The sequence below is a fragment of the Ochrobactrum sp. P6BSIII genome (genome assembly GCF_014138065.1).
In the GTDB taxonomy this organism is placed as follows: Bacteria; Pseudomonadota; Alphaproteobacteria; order Rhizobiales; family Rhizobiaceae; genus Brucella.
The window spans coordinates 78,823-96,923 of record NZ_JACGXB010000011.1 but is presented as its reverse complement, the minus strand read 5'-3'; the positions used below and the strand labels follow the sequence as shown (position 1 = coordinate 96,923).

Below are 18,101 nucleotides of genomic sequence, written 5' to 3'. Positions count from 1 at the left end.
CGTATCAATAGACAGCTGCATAGCGGCTACAAAGTTCATCAGGCGTATGCCCGGAAACGATGCTGATCTCTTTCCGTTTCATTGCCAGGTAACAATCAATGAAATCCTTTGAGAACCACCCCATTACGGTCGTGTCTTGTTGAAGTGCCTCGAGCGCCTCTTCAAGGCTAGCAGGAAGCCTCCGGATGCCCAGTCGTTCGCGTTCCGCATCGGTCATATCGGCCGGGTCGGAATTGGTGAGCGGTGGCTGTTCAAGCTCGGCGCGGATACCCTCAAGGCCTGCCCGTAACAGAACCGCGAGTGACAGATGCGGACTCGCGCATCCGTCTGCGGCTCGAAACTCCATATTGAACTGCCGTGCAGGATTGCTTCCCGGTAGATCGAGGGTCGGACAAATCCGCAGCGTCGCCTCCCGGTTCTTTTCGCCGAGGCAGGTGTAAGCCGCACTCCAATGATGCGGCACAAGCCGCAGATAAGACAATACGGACGGTGCCGTAAAAGCTACGAGTGCGGGCAGATGCTTGATAACGCCAGCAGCAAAAGATCCGGCTATTTTCGAAAGCCTGCCGGGGCGATCAGGATCAAAAGTTACGGGATTGCCATCAAGATCGGTGAAGCTGACATGGAGATGGACACCATTGCCGACCCCATCTGCCGAAATTTTCGGAGCAAAACTAGCATGCCAGCCGAAACTGGCCGCAACTTCCCGTGTCACCGCACGAATTGTGGCCCCACGATCCGCCGCAACAAGAACGGGCGCGGGTCGGCATGTAATTTCGAATTGATCCTTGCCATATTCTGGCAGGAACATTTCCGGTTCAGCACCAGCCTCTTCCAGTGCGCGCATCAACAGGGAAGGAAACGTGCCCGTGCGACGTTGCGCACGCAAACCAAATGCTGGCGCATCTGGCCAATCTGCACCGATGATCTGAAATTCCTGTTCAACCGCGCTCACAACACGAAGGCCGGCTTCACGTTCGTACGCCTCAATCGTCTCCTTGAGGAAAGTACGCACGCAACAATCCCACGGTGAACCGTCGAGATGCGTAATATCGGCATGGTAAAAATGCAGCGGTGTTTCGTCTGGAAGGCAAGAAACACGGACGCGGCTCTCTGCATCCGGCATCAGACGCAGGTCTCCTTTCGAGCCCCAGGGATTGTCTCCGGCAATTTCGTCGAATGGTGTCAATGCCAGGTTAGCTGGCACCCAGCCCACACCCTTGCGCAAGTAACTGTCGAGTTCGTTCACTGCAAAGCTACGTCCACGTGTAATGCCACAAAGATCAGTCGTGACGATGGTAGCAAGCTCCATGAGGCTCGCATCGGCTTTCGTGCGATTATCCATCTTTTTTCCCAGAATTCGAGGTCAGACCTTGAGTGCATTGAGCCGCGCGAGAACGGTCTCAGTATCGGTGATCCAGCAATAGCCAGCATAAGCGTTGAGTGCGGCTTCGTGACGTTCCTGCGTATAGGTGGCGCAGGCATCATGCACGACCGTGACGAGATAGCCCCGGTCGGAAGCGTCACGTACTGCCATGTCGACGCATTGATCGGTGACAACGCCGGCAATGATAAGGTAGCGGGTGTTGAGATTGCGCAGTACGTAATCGATATTGGTCGAATTGAAGACCCCGGAAGAGGTTTTGGGTAGAACGATCTCGTTATCAATCGGCTTCAGTGCGTCGATCACTGCCCCCTCAGGCGAGTCTTTTGGCACATGCATGTCAGACAGTTTATGATCGAGCGACCGATCACGACCATCATTTGTTAGGCTCTGGATGATCGTGTGGAGGACATTGCAGTTGGCAGCGCGCGCTGCTTCGAGAATGCGCTTTTGATTGGGTACCACCAAATCGCGCAGACGGCGATGATAGTAGCTGTCGGCATCCTGCGGGTGCGTCGGATCGAGATTGGGCTCGCACCAGATGCGTTGCATATCCACCAGCAGCAGAGAGGTCATGTCCCGCTCGTAAGCGCTTTCACGGCGCAAAAGATCATTGCCGAATTTTACTTCGATGGAAGCCATCGTCTTCTCCTCATGAGATCAGTCGGTCGAATGCGCTCACTTGCTTGGTTTGAGCGCGTCTTCGGTAATTGCGTAGCTGCGGCGTAGTTCTTCCAGCCGCTGGATGCGTTTCAGCGATGTGGCTGAAAAGCGCGTAGTGAGAGCAGCGATCAACGCTTCAGTCTGCGCCATGGCAGGCACCATGGTGTCATAGGGTGAAGCTGTATCAACCGGTGCCGTGAGTGTGAGTGCGGCAAACTCGGCAATGGGCGAAAGCCACCGATCGGTGAATAGAATGATTTTCGCCCCTTGATCGGCAGCGTGTCGCGCAAACCGGATGGTGCCGGTTTGATATCGACGATAGTCATAAACGAAGAGCGTGTCCTTGCGTCCAAGGTCAATCAGGCGATCGACCTCATCTGCTTCCGCTCCGTTGATCCAGTGTGTATCGGAACGCAGTTGTTTCATATGGGCCCACAACATGCCGGCCAACATGCCACTAAAACGCCCACCCAAACAGTGAATGCGCATACTGGTATCGGCCGCCGCATCCACGACCGCTTCAAAATCATGCGCAGGCATGGTCGACTTGGCAGTCCCCAGCGCCTGAATGCTTGCATCCAGAAAATGCTGATAGAAATTGTTCTGCCCCAGTGCAGGCTTGCGCGTATCCATCATTGAAAGAGGAGAACTCATACGCTCCTGCACTTCACTGACAAGTGCGGCCTGAAATTCCGGATACCCGCTGAAGCCAAGCTTATTCACAAGCCGCACAACAGTTGGATCACTGACCCCGGCAACTGATGCCAAATGAGCGACTGTGTTGAGCCCCGAAGCTGGGTAATTCGACAGAAGTTCGCGTATAATTTTCAGTTCCGACCGCGTGAAATCGATAGCACCATCGGTCAACCTATCCCTGACACTCATGCCATTTCTCCCATCAGACAATGTGTGCGCCTTCGCATATCTGGGATCATTGAAAGAAGATTGGTCGTGTAAGCATGCTGCGGCGAATCAAACAGATCTTCCGTGGCGTTGATTTCACAAATTCGGCCCTGTTGCAGCACCGTAATACGGTCACAAATCTGGCGAACGACCGGCAAGTCATGGCTGATGAAAAGAATTGTCAGCGATAGTTTTTGCTGCAAATCCTTCAACAAGTTCAGTATCTGCGCCTGAATTGACACATCCAGCGCTGAAGTGGGCTCGTCACAGATAAGAAAGCGCGGGCGGCTTGCCAAAGCTCGGGCAATTGAAATGCGTTGCCGCTGGCCACCGGAAAACGCATGGGGATATCGCCGCGCGGCTGTGGCATCGAGCCCTACGGCATTCAATAGCTCCAGCATGATTGGTTCGGCCTGACGGCGACTGGTTGCAAGCCCGTAATGTACCATCGGCTCTGCTATAATGTCCCCAACCCGCATCTGCGAGTTAAGAGAGGAATAGGGGTCTTGGAACACCATTTGCGTGTCGCGTCTGATCTGCTGACGCACCGGAAAAGGCGCAGCGAAGACATCCTGACCGCCGAAAAACATTTGGCCATGACTTGGGCGCGTCAGACCTGCGAATATACGCGCCATGGTCGACTTACCCGATCCGGACTCCCCGACCAGCCCCATCACCTCGCCCCGTCGAATGTCGAGATTGATATCATGCAGCGCCTTGAAGCCGCCTGATGCCTTGCCAAAGAACAGGCTCTTGCCGCCGTAGATCTGTTCCACGTGGTGCAACTCGACCAAAGCGTCATTGATCGATGACGCGCTGTCCGCAGTCCCTTGCAACAACCATTGCATGGCAATATCGATATTCTTTGGAGCACCCGCGACCGGAAACCGATCAAGTTTGACATCGCCGCGAGGCACAACGGAGATCAGCGCACGGCTGTATTCGTGCTGGGGCTGTTCGAGTATCGTCTGCGTGTCATTCAGTTCAACGATCTCTCCCGCACGCATGACAGCCACACGGTCGGCGATCTGCGCAATGGCACCCATATCATGGGTGATGAGCATGACGGCGACGCCGCGTTCCAACGCCAGCTTACGGATCAACTCCAATATCTGCGCCTGAACGGAAACATCAAGCGCTGTGGTGGGCTCATCCGCAATGATCAGCTCCGGTTCAGAGCAGAGTGCAAGTGCAATAACTGCGCGCTGACGCATGCCACCGGAGAATTCATGCGGCCAGTTTTTTACGCGTCGCGCGGGCTCGGGAATTCCGACCACTTCAAGCTGGCGTATAGCCTCCGCCTTTGCATCCGCCTTCGACATCGGACGATGGGTCCGGATCGTATCGACCAACTGACGTTCGATAGTGAATAGTGGATTGAGACTTGTCAGCGGATCCTGAAAAATCGTCGAGATGCGCTTGCCGCGCAAAGCCCGCATAGCTTTGATATTGCGTGCATCAATGATGTCGCCCGAAAGTCGAACTTCACCTGCACTGATGAAGCCTGGAGCCTGCAACAGGCCGGTAATGGCCGCCCCGACAGTCGACTTTCCGGCACCGGATTCACCGACTATGCCGAGAATTTCACCCGCGGCAATGTCGAAGCTGACATTGCGTACCGCGCTAAACGTGCCGTGGCGGCTGGGAAAATCGACACAAAGATCACGGATCGATAGAATGGGAGGCTTTGAAGATACCATCGCTCAAACCCCTCTTGGATTGAGTGCGTCGCGCAGCCAGTCGCCAAGCACGTTGATCGCCAGTGCGAGCGCCAGAAGCGTGACCGCGGGGAATAGAAGTATCCACCATTCCCCGGCAAAGAGAAAATCCTGGCCGCTACGAATGAGCGTACCGAGCGATGGTTGGGTGGCAGGCAAGCCGGCACCGAGATAGGACAATGTTGCCTCGGTTATAATGGCGAGCGCCAAAGAGATGGTAGCAATCACCATGATAGGGCGCCGCACATTGGGCAGAATATGGCGGGCGAGAATGATGCGGGTCGGTAGCCCCATCATGAGCGCGGCCTGAACATACTCACGCTGCTTTTCCACCATCACCGCCCCGCGCACGGTACGCGCATAGGAGACCCAACCTGAAAAGCCGATTGCCAGTATAAGAACATAGACGGCCATCGTATCGCGTGCGCCAGGCGGCAGAAGCGAACGGGTCAATCCAAAAATGAGCAGTGCTATCAGGATCGCCGGGATAGACAGTTGTACATCTGCAATACGCATGATGATCGCATCGATGCGTCCTCCGAAATAGCCGGAAATCAATCCTAATGTGACGCCAATACTCATCGAAAGCAGGACTGCCGCCAGACCAACCAGCAAGGATACACGGGTTCCATAGAGCGTCGCAGACAGGATATCGCGACCCTGATCGTCCGTACCCAGAATATAGAACTGGTTGGAGAACTCGTTGATGCTCCACGGCGGGGTATTGGCTGACAGCAGATCGAGCTGCGCCGGATCGAGAATATCCTGGGGCGCCAGCAACGGCGCGCCGACGGCGGCAATCAGTATCAGAACCAGAACCACCGTTGCAAAAATCGCACCCGGTGAACGAAGATAAGCGTAGCCTATGTCCGAACGAAAGAAGCGCAGAATTGACGTCATTTTACGCCTCCCGCAACCCGCAGGCGAGGGTCGATGAGATAGTAGATGCAATCAACCACCATATTGATCGTCACGAAGATCAGAGATGTCAAAAGGAGATAGGTTGCCATGATCGGCACATCGGAAAAATTGACGGAATTGATGAAGAGAAGTCCCACACCCGGCCATTGAAATACGGTTTCCGTGACCACAGCAAAAGCAATGATCGATCCCAATTGCAGTCCCGCAACAGTCACGACCGGTACCATTGTGTTCTTCAAAGCATAGGAAAAATAGATCAATCGCTGCGACAAGCCGCGTGCCCGGGCAAAGCGAATATAATCCGAATGCATCACCTCCAGCATCTCCGTTCGCACCAGCCGCAAGATGAGTGTCAACTGGAAGGTCGCAAGAGAGATCGCAGGCAGGATGATTGCCAGCCAGCCGGATTTCGTCAGCAGACCAGTCGTCCACCAGCCGATTTTAACCGTGTCGCCGCGTCCAAAAGCCGGTAGCCAACCGAGCCGCACCGAGAATATATAGATCAGCGCAATACTGATCAGGAAATTCGGCAGCGATACAGCAACCAGCGATCCCGTCATGGCAAGCTTCGAAAAGATGGAGCGCGGACGCAATGCAGTCAACACACCAAGCGCGATGCCCGCCGCCATGGCTATGACAAATGAAAGTACGGCGAGTTCGAGAGTTGCTGGAAGCCGCTCGACAATCAAATCCAGTACGGGACGTCCGACGCGCGTTGAAACACCAAAGTCTCCATGCAGGATCGAGACAATGAAGCGCCAGAACTGAATATAGAAGGGTTGGTCGAAGCCGAGCTCTGCGGCAAGCCGAGCGCGATCCTGCGCAGTCGCATCCTGTCCCAGCATATTTTGCAGCGGATCGCCGATAAAGCGAAACGCGGCAAAGGACAGGAAGGCTGTGATTAACATGACTGGCACAGCCGATCCCAGTCTGCGCAGGAGGAAGGCGATCATTTGTCTACCGATATCGTCTTGACGAAGAGACTGTTGGACAGGTTCGACGTGATGTGAATTTTCTTCGCCGAAGCACGGGCCAGCATCTGCGCATGGATCGGCAAATAGAAACTCTCGTCCTGAACGACCTTCCATATCTCAGCAATCGTCGCATTGCGCTTTTCGATATTGGCTTCCGTACCCAACGTCTCGATCTCGGCATCGATCTCGGCATTGTTGAAATTCACAGCGCTCCACGCACCGCGTCCTTCGCTGCGGGAGTGCACAAGATTGTCGAACACATATTGAGAGTCGAAGGTCGAAGCCCCCCAGCCCATCAGGTAGAAATCCGTCTTGCCATTGGCGACCATTGGAAACACTACACCGGCGGGCTGCACATCGAGATGAACCTTGATCCCAATCTTCGCCATCATGCCGACAATAGCCTGACAGATACGTTCATCGTTGACAAAACTGTCATTGGTACAATTGAGCGTAACCGAGAAACCGTCGCCATATCCGGCGTCGCTCATCAGTTGTTTGGCTTTCTCGATATTGACCTCGGGCAACTTGCCCATTTCTTCCGTATAGCCATTGATGAAAGGAGGCGCGATAGTACCAATTGGAATAGACTCGCCTCGCATAATCGCCTTACCAATAACACTGCGATCAATTGCAATGTTCATCGCCTGACGCACTCGCTTGTCAGCGAATGGATTTCCCTTCGCTTCACCGTAAGTGAGCTTGTCGGCTCCCATATTGACGCCAAAGAAGATGGTGCGGTTTTCAGGTCCCCTGACCACGCGCAGTTCCGGATTCTGTTCCAGCTTGGCAATGTCCTGCGGGGGAACGTCCTGCAGGAAATTTACCTCTCCGCTGATAAGTGCCGAAACGCGCGTGGCTGGCGACTGGATGGGGGTATATACAATGCGATCAATATCGAGAGGAAACTGACCTATACCCCAATATTTATGATAGGCTGCCAGTTCAGTGCGACGGTCTGCTTCACGGCTGACAAGACGATAAGCCCCGGTACCATTTTCGTTGCGCGCAGCATAGCCTTCTTTGCCAGCCTTGAAATCCTGCGGGGATGCAGCATCATTCTTTTCCGCCCAGGCTTTGTTCATCATGAAAATATTGACAAGATTGTTGACCAGCAGCGGGCTCGTGCCTTTGGTCTTGATCTGTATCGTATGCTCGTCCTTGGCAGTTACGCTATCGACCGCCGTCAGGAGTGAGCGAACGTTTGATGTAGGCGCCATGGCGCGCTGAAATGAAAAAATGACGTCGTCAGTTGTGAATGGCGCACCGTCATGAAAGGTAACATTCGGGCGCAGTTTGAACTCCCAGATGTCGGTCTGGTCGGGCAACATCTTCCATTCGGTCGCCAAAACGCCGATCAATTTGCCGTCGTCGGAGCGAGCCACCAGCGGCTCATAGATCTGATGGTTGAAGGCATGGGTTATACCTTCATTATAGGCGTGGGGGTCGAGCGTCTGTACATCCGACGCACGCGCCCAATTAAGCGTTTCAGCCGCCGCCGGCAGCGCTGTGGCCACCAACGCCGCCATGCCGGCGGAAGCGACGAGATAAGCGAGACGCGAGCGCTTTGTGCGCATCTGGACTGGATTGAAGAAGTTCATCACGATACGATTTCTCCGTTGACGCCGTGTGGCGCCGGAAAGGAACTCTGCCGAAATTTCAAGTGCTTATGATCGCTTAGGCCACACCACACCAATCAAGAATAGCGGCAGCCATGACCTTGGTGGTCATCTTGATGGACGCCACGTCGGCCCATTCATCTGCCGCATGCTGGTTAGCACCAAATGGGCCATAACGTATGGGTTGGACGCCCGCGACCGCATAATGCGCACCGTCTGTCACACCGATAGAACCGCGCAACGCCGTTGGCTTGCCAAGGCTGGAACGTCTGTCTGTAACGATCTTGACCAACTGATGGTCGGCAGCCGTATTCATCGGTGGAAAGTGGAGATCATAGAGATCCCATTTCACGTCGATCGGATTTTCGCGCAGCCAGGGATCTGTAGCGCAAAAATGTGCAACGAACTGTTCAAAATCCGCACGAATTTCAGCACTGGTTTCATGCGGCATGAACTTATGATCGATATCGATGACGGCGACATCCGGCACTATGCCTGGATTTGTCATGATCATCGGCAAACCGTCCGCACCAAGGCCAGCACCGATCCGTACTGATCCCACGCCAAAATGATTGATGCCCGGAGCCATCATGGGATGACTTTTCACGCGGGCATTGGCGGCTTCATAATCGCGCAACGCAACAAGGAAGCGCGTAGCCATATCGGCAGCGCTGATGGGCGGGGCCTTACGGTTTTCCTGATGGGGCTGCGGATACATACCAGTGAACCGATACGCCGAATGACCCTGACGACCGCGAATGGTAATACGGAGCCACTCCAGGCCACCCTGGCTGATAAAAATCTCGTCACCACCCGGTTCTGCGATGATAGCTGCGGGTGCCAAATATCCCGCTTTGACCATGGCTTTCGCGCCGAAACCACCAGCCTCTTCATCGACGACAGAGTGCAGTGATACCTTACCCTGAAGCGTGATACCCGCTTCTCGGATCACACGCAGTGCTTCGATGCAACAGGCCAAACCAGCCTTCATATCCATCGTGCCGCGACCGAGCACTTTACCGTCTCGAACATCGCCGCAAAACGGGTCATAGCTCCATTCGCGGACATCACCGACCGGAACGACGTCGATATGACCGCACAAGATCAAATCACGGTCGCCGTTACCGACTGCTTCCGTCTCAGCCAGAAGATTAGGGCGCCCCGGCAAAGCGTCAAACGTCTTTATTTCAAGGTGACTACCAGACAGTTCGCGCGCAATCAGCGCTTGCACTTCAGCTTCACGTCCCTCTTCGGGCAGGTCCTGAAATTTTGGATTGACGGAAGGAATTCTAACCAGATCACTGGTCAATCCCACGACCCGATCTGACCTGGCATCCAACCGCGCCCAGACATCGGCGACAGCGTCCTCAACTCTCATCTGCATCGTTCCCTCCTCGCGACTTTTACCACGGCCAATTCAAAGTCAAGCCGTAGCCCGGAGAAGGCTTTTCTATGCCCTTTCATCTCCAGCGCGATTTGAAACTCAGTATGAGTATCAAGAAAATAATGTCAATAAAATTTCATTATTGATAAGAGGAATTTTAAAAGAGGATTTTATTACATTTTGGTCAACGTCCTGATTTACCAGCATTGAGCTGGGCAATCAGGTCCGAAAAGCGCTCGCCCTGAACAGCAATGTGCATGCGCAATACAGCAGAAGCGGCCGCGCTATTGCCCGACAAGATGGACTTCACAATCCGGTCATGCTCCTCAAATGAGGCTCGCATTCGATTTCGCAATCGCAACTGCAAGCGGCGGTAAGGACGCAAACGGCGATGAAGCGCCTCACACTGCTCTTTCAAAAAGCCGTTATGGCTTGCTGTATAAATGGCTGCGTGGAAAACGTCATTGTCGTAATAATAGGCGTCCGGATCCTCCGCTTCAGCGGATTTGGTACAATTGAGATGCGCTTCCATGAGCGCGAGGCGGTCATCTTCCGTATGACGACGCGCCGCTTGCGCGCCAGCCATGGCCTCCAGTTCAGCCATTACTTCGAACATTTCATAAATGCGCTCTGGCGCTGGCTCCACGACTATCGCACCCCTGCGCGGGCGAATTTCAATGAGGCCAATCGCACTCAGCTGCATCAATGCTTCACGTATCGGTGTGCGCGAGACGCCAAACTGCTGAGCCAACCGCACCTCATCCAGACGTTTTCCGGATGAGAAGCCCCCACTCAGAATTTCGTTTTCAATCTGATCGCGCAATTTCAGGACAATATTTTCTGACATGGAGCATCCTGTTCTAGGGATCCAATTCTTGTATACAATCTTATTGACTTTGCATGCAAGAGGGATAAGCATAAGATGCACCTGACAGGACTACTAAGCTGATCAGGCGCCGGCACAGATAAAGGCGAAATCGTCCAACCTTCTCAATCCGCGCAATCGGAGTAGGTTTATGAGCAGCATTTCCTCATTTCGCGACATGATCGATGCGATCGCAGACCGTGGTCGTCGACTCATTGTAAAATCGTCGCGCCCCACGCAGAAGCAATCGAACTTTGAACTGCTGATGCTGCGCTGTGAGCACCTACTTTCGAGCAAAGGAGAAGCTTCAGGCCTCGCACTAGCGCGGGATATACTGACCGACTGGGAATCGCTCAGCACCGACGAGCAGCGTAAATTCATGAGCGCTCTCCTTGACAGATACGGTGCCAACGGCGCTCGTCTTGATAAAGCCATCGACGATTACCGTGCATCGCCAAATCCCGACACGCTTTCCAGGCTGCATGAGGCAGCGGAACCAAGACGGCAAGAACTCATTCGCAGATTGAACGCCGCCCCACGGGGAACAGCTTCACTCGTCACGATGCGCGATGCGCTTCTGCGCATGCAGACATCGATGCCCGAACTTGGAGCGGTCGATTCAGATTTTTCACATCTCTTCACGTCCTGGTTCAACCGCGGTTTCCTGCAATTGCGCTCCATTGATTGGACCACACCCGCACACATCCTGGAAAAAATCATTCGCTACGAAGCCGTTCATGCCATTGGCGACTGGAATGAGCTCCGAAATCGCCTGGCGCCATCGGACCGGCGGTGCTTCGCATTCTTTCATCCGCAACTTGCGGATGAGCCTTTGATCTTTGTCGAAGTTGCGCTCACGCGATCGATTCCCGACAAGATTGGCCCTTTACTTGATAATAAGCGCGACGCGATCGCGGCAAACGATGCCGATACGGCGGTATTCTACTCGATTTCCAACTGTCAAAGCGGCCTGCGAGGCATTTCCTTTGGGAACTTTCTGATAAAACAGGTCGTCGAAGAGTTGCGTCGTGAAATACCGGCACTCAAGAATTTTGTCACCCTCTCACCCGTGCCTGGATTTGGACGCTGGTTAAAGACCGCGAGTGTCGAAGCCGACACTACACTGGAGCTTGACCGATTGCGACAACTCCTCGAAAACGCAGGCTGGGAAAACAACGATACTTTGGCAGCCGAAATCCAACCGCTGTTCTTGCGCGCCGCCACGCATTATTTCCTGAATGCTCGCACCGCCAACGGACGTGTTATCGACGCGGTCGCACGCTTCCATCTTGGCAACGGTGCCAGACTGGAGCGCCTCAATTATCTCGGAGATGTTTCCGCCAAAGCAATGCGGGAATCGCACGGGTTGATGGTCAACTATCTTTACAAACTTGATGACATCGAGCGCAATCATGAAGCCTATGCAGAAAGAGGAGAGGTCATCGCTTCTGCAAATCTTCGCAACCCGGCTTCCATTCAGCCACCAATAAAAGCAGTCAAAAATTCCTTGGGAACAATATATGCCTAATCACCTGTTTGATGCCATCCGCAACGCAATTTCCGCGACCGACGCGAGCTTCATCGAGACGCAAGCAGGGAAAATTTGGACATATGGGGATATGCTGGCGCTGTCTGCGCGCTTTGCCAATGTATTGGTCGAGCGCGGCGTTAACCCCGGCGACCGTATAGCCGTTCAAGTTGAAAAAAGTGCCGAAGCACTAGTGCTTTATCTGGCCTGTTTGCGGTGCGGCGCGGTCTATCTGCCGCTGAACACGGGCTATACCGTTGCCGAACTCGACTACTTTTTTAACGACGCCAAACCAGCCCTTGTGGTCGCCTCACCGCAAAATGCGGAAAAACTCGCCGAAACGGTCCGCGCCTGCGGTGCCGTCTTCGAAACGCTCGACGATACGGGCGGCGGCTCATTGATGGACCATGCAAACGGTGCCGGAGTGGAATTTAAAGACGTCGACCGCGGGCCAGACGATCTTGCCGCCATTCTTTATACATCAGGCACAACAGGACGCTCGAAAGGCGCGATGCTCAGCCATGACAATCTTCTCTCCAATGCTTTGACACTGCGCGATAGCTGGCACTTTGCCGCTACGGATCGGCTCATCCACGCATTGCCGATTTTTCACACACATGGCCTGTTTGTAGCAAGCAATGTTACGCTCATTTCCGGCGCATCGATGTTTCTGTTACCGAAGTTTGATCCAGACCAGATCGTGGCCCGCCTGCCAAAAGCAACCGTATTGATGGGTGTTCCGACGTTCTATGTGCGCTTGTCACAGGACGCGCGTGTAAACCGCGAAAGCACTGCTCATATGCGGCTCTTTATCTCGGGGTCAGCACCTCTTTTGAACGAAACCCACCAGACTTTCTTCGACAACACAGGACATGCCATTCTGGAACGCTATGGCATGACAGAAACCAATATGAATACCTCCAATCCATACCAGGGGGATCGGATAGCAGGAACAGTGGGCTTTCCACTGCCTGGCGTGAGTATCCGTGTGGTGGATATGGAAAATGGCGAGGAACTTCCAAGCGGAGAGACCGGGATGCTGGAAGTCAAAGGACCAAACGTATTCAAAGGCTACTGGAACATGCCTGCAAAGACCAAGGAGGAATTCCGTGACGACGGCTTCTTCATCACCGGCGATCTCGGTCTCATCGATGAAAAAGGTTATGTGAACATTGTAGGCCGCGGCAAAGATCTCGTAATTTCCGGCGGCTACAATATTTATCCTAAAGAAATCGAAAGCGAAATCGATCTGTTGGATGGGGTGCTTGAGAGCGCAGTCATTGGTGTACCGCACAGAGATTTTGGCGAGGGCACTACAGCTGTTGTCGTGAAAAAACCCGGCTCTCCGTTGGAAGAGAAACATATACTGATCGCTTTGAGCGAACGACTGGCCCGTTACAAGCTGCCAAAACGGGTTCTATTTGCAGACGAATTGCCGCGAAACACCATGGGCAAGGTTCAAAAGAACATACTTCGGGAGCATTACCGCCATCTCTATGAATAATGGCGTAGCCTGTGGCAGTTCTAACGTCGCATATTTCAGCGTAGAAAATCTCATTTCACTTCTTGCTAATCAATATTACATCACCGCAGCATTCCGGAAGATGTACTATTGAAGAGTATTGCAGCTTAACATTGTGAAAATGCCAATGTCACTATACCTGAGTATAGGTTGGCCGAGACATCGTGGGTATCTATCTTTGTTGTGGGTGCACAAGCACGACTAAGGAGTATCTGATGAACGATATATCTCGACGTGGAGCATTGCTGGCATTGACTACTGGAGCAGCAGTTGTTGCAACGAGTGCGATTGCTGCTGAAACACCGCAACCACAGAGACCCGGGCTCGGCGGAAACGATCCTGGACCGAGAAACGTCGTTAAGGATGAGCTTAGTCCCGACATGCTCAACCAGCCAGCAACTGACTCCGGCACAATACCCAACCTAAAATTCTCATTTGCCGATGCACCCACAAAACTCTATCCGGGTGGATGGACAAGACAGGTGACTGTCCGCGAGTTAGGCATATCAAACAGCATTGCAGGCGTTGACATGCGCCTCAACTCAGGTGGGGTTCGTGAGTTACATTGGCATAAGGAGGCTGAATGGGCCTATATGCTTTACGGCAATGCCCGAATTACTGCAGTCAATGCCGCGGGGGAAAATTTTGTCAGCGATGTCGGACCAGGAGATCTGTGGTACTTTCCTTCGGGTATCCCACATTCCATCCAGGGCCTTGGTCTCGATGGCTGTGAGTTCCTGCTTGTTTTCGACGATGGTGGTTTTGATGAGGATAGCACCTTTCTGCTAACAGACTGGTTCAACCATATCCCGCCCAACCTGCTGGCGAAGAATTTTGGAGCGCCGGTCGGGGCATTTGAAAACCTTCCCAAAGAGAGTGAGCGTTACATGTTCCCTCTTCCAGTCCCAGCCTCCAGCGCCGAAGATGATCGGCCAACCGGAGCGAAAGAGGCATCTGACCGGCTCAGTCACCGTATGATGGCCCAGGAACCGATTAAAACACCAAATGGAACCGTTCGAATTACCGACTCGAGCAACTTTCCTGCATCGAAAACAATCGCTGCCGCTCTTGTCGAAATCGAGCCTGGCGGCATTCGTGAACTCCATTGGCATCCAAATACGGATGAATGGCAGTATTACATAGAAGGGCAAGCCAGAATGGGGGTATTCGCCGCAAACGGCCATTCAAGGACATTTGATTATGCTGCGGGCGATGTCGGCTATGTTCCCTTCGCTATGGGGCACTATGTGGAGAACACTGGCAAAACCACGCTCCGCTTTCTGGAAATGTTCAAGAGCAGTTACTATGCGGACGTATCGCTGAATCAATGGTTGGCACTGACGCCCTCGGAACTGGTTCAGGGACATCTTAATCTCGATCCGAAGAAGGTCACGTTCAGAAAAACGAAAGAACCCATTATTTGAACACGCCAGATGCGGACCGGAACAGCCGGTCCGCATGCTTAAAACTCCTTGATAGATGCTACTTTGCGTACGAGTTCGGCCAGAGATTTCGCTTTCATTTTCCGCATAACAGAGGCTCGGTGCACTTTTATTGTGATTTCTTGCACATTTAGGTCATAAGCAATTTGTTTGTTCATTTTGCCGGCAACAACAGCCTTCAAGACTTCAGACTCTCTTGGGGTTAATTTGCTTGCAAGGTTCCGTACCTGGTCGACCTCGTCATGCAGGGCAAGTCGCTTTGAGTACTTGTTTAAAGCTTGGCTGACTGCATCCAGAAGAGTTTGCAGTCGGAAGGGTTTCTCCAGGAAATCTGATGCTCCGGCCTTGAGCGCTTTAACCGTCATGGGGATATCGCCATACGCTGTCATGAATATAATGGGCATAGCACTTCCAACCCTGTCCAGATGCTCTTGAATTTCCAGCCCGCTCATTTCCGGAAGGTTCACATCCAAAAGAATGCAGCCAATGCCTATTAATGGTATTGGCCTTAAAAACGATCGTGCAGATCTAAAATAAATAGCACGAAGGGATTCCTCTTCAAATATATTCGATAAAGAATCACAGATTTCTTGATCGTCATCTACAATGTATATTGTAAAATCGCGATTTGCCTTGTTATCCATAGACATAAATCCCCATCCACAAAACGGAAAACCATTAATATAAAATCAATCTATACGAGAAACCTATTCACTTTATGGAGATTACATTTTTATTGGCTGCAATATATAAATCAAAGAACTCGGAAGGGGTGTTTTCTCATTGCTTGAATTGAGGTGCGGAATGGCCCGGTCCCGATTTTCAGGCGTGTTGATGAGCTACGGCATTCCATTCAGCCTTGGTATTATGGCGAGTTTGAACGATCTCATCCAGCACGTAGCCATCCGAATCGGCTTTGCTCAGGCCGACATTATGACAGCACTCTTCTGTGGCTGTAGATTTGATTGACCCGACAGCGGTGGACCTCTATGTCTACCGAAAAGGTTCCGGCACCTGCCTCCTGCAGACGAAAGTCATGGTCAAGCCCGGATCGATAAGACACCTCGCCCTCGAAGCATTTCGCACGGTGGCAATGCAGGCTCCCATCTTATTTGAAATGCCTCGTAAGAGGAGTGAGCGATGTCTATACGGCACGCCCAAAGCAGACGAGTTTATAGCAAAACAATGTTCAGGACCCGGAAGATATCTTCCGGGTCCTGAACAGCACTCAAATTAGTTGGCCAACATCTATGCGGTTGCCAGCCGGATCCTCAAATACAAAGGCCCGCAAGCCATAATCCTTGTCTTGAAGGCCCTTTATGATCCGTACGCGGTGCTCCTTGCACCGGACAAATAACGCGTCAATATTATCGACAAGAAGGTGAGCGACGTTGAAGTTCGCTGCCTTGTGGTTCGGTTGCCAAGTCAGATGCAACTCCCCGGAGTCTCGCTTTAAGATGACAAAGCCCACTGGGTTTCCATTTTCGAAAACCTTCGTAAAGCCCATTACCCCGACATAAAAAGTCAACGCTCGTGACATGTCAGTGACTGGAAGCGTCGTGGCAATCCGTCCAAAACGGACACCATGATCTGCGATTTCGTTCATCGTCAAATCTCCATCTTGGAAAACGCTAATACCGATGGACGATGCCAGGAGGTGCAAAGCGCTTTCGTTGTTCGAAAAGGATGGACGGTGCCAGTAAGATCAGCTCTTAAGACAAATCAGAACCACGTTCAATACGTTTGAAAATCTGTAGCCAAAGACTGCTTTGATTGCCCCGCCAGCGTACTGCCGGATTGCAGAGGCAACACTCTCCCGGCAACCCGGTGGATCTATTTTACCTATTGCGCGCGCGGCTTGCCGCCTATCCTAACTCGCACAGCAGATATACTGGCCGACAACGAGCTGGGATGTATCAAGCGGCTTGATAGTTCAAGCGCCGACGACGTCACCAAGCTGCTTTGTAAATCGCCAGTGCGTCGGCTTCACTCATCTCTCTTGGATTGTTCACCAGCAGCCTTGTTTGCTTCATGGCGTCACGGGCCATCACGTGCAGGTGAGCTTCTTCAATACCGACCTCTCGCAATCGGGATGGCAGACCGAGTTTCACTGAAAGCGCAGAAAGTCGTTCGATGAATGCGTCGCAGCGTTTTTCTTCATCCCACTCGGCCTTGATATCCGGAAATGCATCAGCTGCAATCTCTGCATAATCCGAAACTGCTTTCTGAGCGTTGAATTGCATGACATGCGGCAATACCAGTGCATTTGAAAGTCCGTGAGGAACGTGAAAGGTCCCGCCTATCGGATAAGCAAGCGCGTGCACGGCTGCGACCGGAGAATTCGCAGATGCCTGACCAGCCAGCATCGACCCCAGCAGCATCGCGCCTCTTGCTTGCCTGTCTGTCCCGTTGAATACGGCCTTTTCAATATTCGCCCCCAAAAGCTGCAAAGCCTGTCTGGCGAGCATTCTTGACAACGGATTATTGTTCGCATTTTGCGATGTATAAGCTTCGATTGCATGCACCATAGCGTCGATGCCTGTAGCGGCAGTGATATGCGGTGGTAGACCCAGAGTGAGGTTTGCATCGAGAATTGCCACATCAGGCAGGATGATCGGCGACGAAACCCCGCGCTTTTCATTATCGCCAACGGTGATGATGGAAACCGGTGTCACTTCCGACCCGGTGCCGGACGTTGTGGGCACGAGAACCAGCGGCAATCTCGGTCCTTTGGCTTGACCCACTCCCCAGATTGCATCGACATCTTCGCCCGAGCCGCAAAGAAGAGCGACGACCTTCGCAACATCCAGCGAAGAACCGCCGCCAAACCCGACGACACTTGTTACGTTCTTGGCTCTCGCTTCCTCTGTCGCTGCCAGAACGGTTGCAAGCGAAGGATCAGCCTCGACACGATCGAAAACCACTATTTCAACGCCGGAAGCTGCCAAGGATTGAAGTGTAGGATCGCATAGACCAAGTTTAAGCAGACCAGGATCGGTTACGAACAAAACCCGTTCACCCAACCTGTCTTGCACCAGTGCACCCATTTCGGCAGACGCACCGAGACGAAAGATGATCTGGGCGGTGGTATTGAACGTGAAAGGTGTCATGCGATTTTCCTTGGTAGTCACGCCAGAATTCCCGATCTGCGCTTCAGATGCGAATGTTGAAAACAGCC

The 18,101-nt window shown here is 52.8% G+C and carries 16 protein-coding genes; 4 read left to right on the top strand and 12 right to left on the bottom strand.

The window, feature by feature from the left end:
* Positions 1-4: 4 nt before the first annotated feature.
* The 9 genes from FHW00_RS16300 to FHW00_RS16260 form a co-directional block, all read right to left on the bottom strand.
* Positions 5-1,345, bottom strand: coding sequence for a glutamine synthetase family protein (locus FHW00_RS16300; protein ID WP_078337376.1), 1,341 nt, complete (start codon positions 1,343-1,345; stop codon positions 5-7).
* A gap of 21 nt (positions 1,346-1,366) precedes the next feature.
* Positions 1,367-2,026, bottom strand: a complete 660-nt coding sequence (locus FHW00_RS16295) for an isochorismatase family cysteine hydrolase (RefSeq protein WP_078337377.1) — start codon at positions 2,024-2,026, stop codon at positions 1,367-1,369.
* A 36-nt stretch (positions 2,027-2,062) separates the two neighbouring features.
* Positions 2,063-2,932, bottom strand: a complete 870-nt coding sequence (locus FHW00_RS16290) for a MurR/RpiR family transcriptional regulator (RefSeq protein WP_078337378.1) — start codon at positions 2,930-2,932, stop codon at positions 2,063-2,065.
* On the bottom strand, positions 2,929-4,650 hold the full coding sequence (locus FHW00_RS16285) for a dipeptide ABC transporter ATP-binding protein (RefSeq protein WP_078337379.1): 1,722 nt from the start codon (positions 4,648-4,650) through the stop codon (positions 2,929-2,931). Before FHW00_RS16285 ends, FHW00_RS16290 begins: the two co-directional genes overlap by 4 nt.
* A gap of 3 nt (positions 4,651-4,653) precedes the next feature.
* Positions 4,654-5,568 carry an ABC transporter permease gene (locus FHW00_RS16280; protein WP_078337380.1) on the bottom strand — a complete coding sequence of 305 codons (915 nt, stop codon included), beginning with the start codon at positions 5,566-5,568 and terminating at the stop codon, positions 4,654-4,656.
* On the bottom strand, positions 5,565-6,542 hold the full coding sequence (locus tag FHW00_RS16275) for an ABC transporter permease (protein ID WP_078337381.1): 978 nt from the start codon (positions 6,540-6,542) through the stop codon (positions 5,565-5,567). The genes FHW00_RS16280 and FHW00_RS16275 overlap by 4 nt, the downstream gene beginning before the upstream one ends.
* On the bottom strand, positions 6,539-8,164 hold the full coding sequence (locus tag FHW00_RS16270) for an ABC transporter substrate-binding protein (RefSeq protein ID WP_445557882.1): 1,626 nt from the start codon (positions 8,162-8,164) through the stop codon (positions 6,539-6,541). The genes FHW00_RS16275 and FHW00_RS16270 overlap by 4 nt, the downstream gene beginning before the upstream one ends.
* A 76-nt stretch (positions 8,165-8,240) precedes the next feature.
* Positions 8,241-9,566, bottom strand: a complete 1,326-nt coding sequence (locus FHW00_RS16265; RefSeq protein WP_445558209.1) for a M20/M25/M40 family metallo-hydrolase — start codon at positions 9,564-9,566, stop codon at positions 8,241-8,243.
* Positions 9,567-9,750: 184 nt separating this feature from the next.
* Positions 9,751-10,413 (bottom strand): GntR family transcriptional regulator, encoded by a 663-nt coding sequence (locus FHW00_RS16260; protein ID WP_078337382.1) that lies wholly within the window; start codon positions 10,411-10,413, stop codon positions 9,751-9,753.
* A gap of 169 nt (positions 10,414-10,582) precedes the next feature.
* On the opposite strand from FHW00_RS16260, the gene FHW00_RS16255 reads away from it, so the two are divergent.
* The 3 genes from FHW00_RS16255 to FHW00_RS16245 all read left to right on the top strand — a co-directional run bounded on the left by FHW00_RS16255 (position 10,583) and on the right by FHW00_RS16245 (position 14,905).
* The gene (locus FHW00_RS16255) at positions 10,583-11,959 is read left to right on the top strand and encodes a malonyl-CoA decarboxylase (RefSeq protein ID WP_078337383.1); all 1,377 of its coding nucleotides are present in this window, start codon (positions 10,583-10,585) and stop codon (positions 11,957-11,959) included.
* Positions 11,952-13,463, top strand: coding sequence for a malonate--CoA ligase (locus FHW00_RS16250; protein ID WP_078337384.1), 1,512 nt, complete (start codon positions 11,952-11,954; stop codon positions 13,461-13,463). Before FHW00_RS16255 ends, FHW00_RS16250 begins: the two co-directional genes overlap by 8 nt.
* 233 nt (positions 13,464-13,696) lie before the next feature.
* A complete protein-coding gene (locus FHW00_RS16245; RefSeq protein WP_078337385.1) occupies positions 13,697-14,905 on the top strand; it encodes a cupin domain-containing protein in 1,209 nt (402 codons plus the stop codon).
* A gap of 38 nt (positions 14,906-14,943) precedes the next feature.
* Here the strand turns inward: FHW00_RS16245 and FHW00_RS16240 are convergent, their stop codons facing one another.
* Entirely contained in the window at positions 14,944-15,567 is a 624-nt protein-coding gene (locus FHW00_RS16240) for a response regulator transcription factor (RefSeq protein WP_445557877.1), read from the bottom strand.
* Between the two features lie 190 nt (positions 15,568-15,757).
* Here FHW00_RS16240 and FHW00_RS24560 point away from each other — a divergent pair, with 190 nt between their 5' ends.
* Positions 15,758-15,892: a hypothetical protein gene (locus FHW00_RS24560; protein ID WP_445557878.1), complete on the top strand. Its 135-nt coding sequence runs from the start codon at positions 15,758-15,760 to the stop codon at positions 15,890-15,892.
* A 259-nt stretch (positions 15,893-16,151) separates the two neighbouring features.
* Here FHW00_RS24560 and FHW00_RS16235 read toward each other — a convergent pair whose 3' ends face one another.
* Together FHW00_RS16235 and FHW00_RS16230 are read right to left on the bottom strand one after the other, a co-directional pair.
* A complete protein-coding gene (locus FHW00_RS16235; protein WP_078337388.1) occupies positions 16,152-16,529 on the bottom strand; it encodes a VOC family protein in 378 nt (125 codons plus the stop codon).
* Between the two features lie 343 nt (positions 16,530-16,872).
* Positions 16,873-18,033: an iron-containing alcohol dehydrogenase gene (locus FHW00_RS16230; protein ID WP_078337389.1), complete on the bottom strand. Its 1,161-nt coding sequence runs from the start codon at positions 18,031-18,033 to the stop codon at positions 16,873-16,875.
* Between the last annotated feature and the right edge of the window lie 68 nt (positions 18,034-18,101).

What these genes read in the sequence shown, in the direction of transcription:
- FHW00_RS16245 (WP_078337385.1), top strand. Translation starts at nt 13,697, where the DNA reads ATGAACGATATATCTCGACGTGGAGCATTGCTGGCATTGACTACTGGA.
- FHW00_RS16260 (WP_078337382.1), bottom strand. Translation starts at nt 10,413, where the DNA reads ATGTCAGAAAATATTGTCCTGAAATTGCGCGATCAGATTGAAAACGAA.
- FHW00_RS16265 (WP_445558209.1), bottom strand. Translation starts at nt 9,566, where the DNA reads ATGCAGATGAGAGTTGAGGACGCTGTCGCCGATGTCTGGGCGCGGTTG.
- FHW00_RS24560 (WP_445557878.1), top strand. Translation starts at nt 15,758, where the DNA reads ATGAGCTACGGCATTCCATTCAGCCTTGGTATTATGGCGAGTTTGAAC.
- FHW00_RS16235 (WP_078337388.1), bottom strand. Translation starts at nt 16,529, where the DNA reads ATGAACGAAATCGCAGATCATGGTGTCCGTTTTGGACGGATTGCCACG.
- FHW00_RS16280 (WP_078337380.1), bottom strand. Translation starts at nt 5,568, where the DNA reads ATGACGTCAATTCTGCGCTTCTTTCGTTCGGACATAGGCTACGCTTAT.
- FHW00_RS16230 (WP_078337389.1), bottom strand. Translation starts at nt 18,033, where the DNA reads ATGACACCTTTCACGTTCAATACCACCGCCCAGATCATCTTTCGTCTC.
- FHW00_RS16300 (WP_078337376.1), bottom strand. Translation starts at nt 1,345, where the DNA reads ATGGATAATCGCACGAAAGCCGATGCGAGCCTCATGGAGCTTGCTACC.
- FHW00_RS16255 (WP_078337383.1), top strand. Translation starts at nt 10,583, where the DNA reads ATGAGCAGCATTTCCTCATTTCGCGACATGATCGATGCGATCGCAGAC.
- FHW00_RS16240 (WP_445557877.1), bottom strand. Translation starts at nt 15,567, where the DNA reads ATGGATAACAAGGCAAATCGCGATTTTACAATATACATTGTAGATGAC.
- FHW00_RS16285 (WP_078337379.1), bottom strand. Translation starts at nt 4,650, where the DNA reads ATGGTATCTTCAAAGCCTCCCATTCTATCGATCCGTGATCTTTGTGTC.
- FHW00_RS16275 (WP_078337381.1), bottom strand. Translation starts at nt 6,542, where the DNA reads ATGATCGCCTTCCTCCTGCGCAGACTGGGATCGGCTGTGCCAGTCATG.
- FHW00_RS16295 (WP_078337377.1), bottom strand. Translation starts at nt 2,026, where the DNA reads ATGGCTTCCATCGAAGTAAAATTCGGCAATGATCTTTTGCGCCGTGAA.
- FHW00_RS16250 (WP_078337384.1), top strand. Translation starts at nt 11,952, where the DNA reads ATGCCTAATCACCTGTTTGATGCCATCCGCAACGCAATTTCCGCGACC.
- FHW00_RS16290 (WP_078337378.1), bottom strand. Translation starts at nt 2,932, where the DNA reads ATGAGTGTCAGGGATAGGTTGACCGATGGTGCTATCGATTTCACGCGG.
- FHW00_RS16270 (WP_445557882.1), bottom strand. Translation starts at nt 8,164, where the DNA reads ATGAACTTCTTCAATCCAGTCCAGATGCGCACAAAGCGCTCGCGTCTC.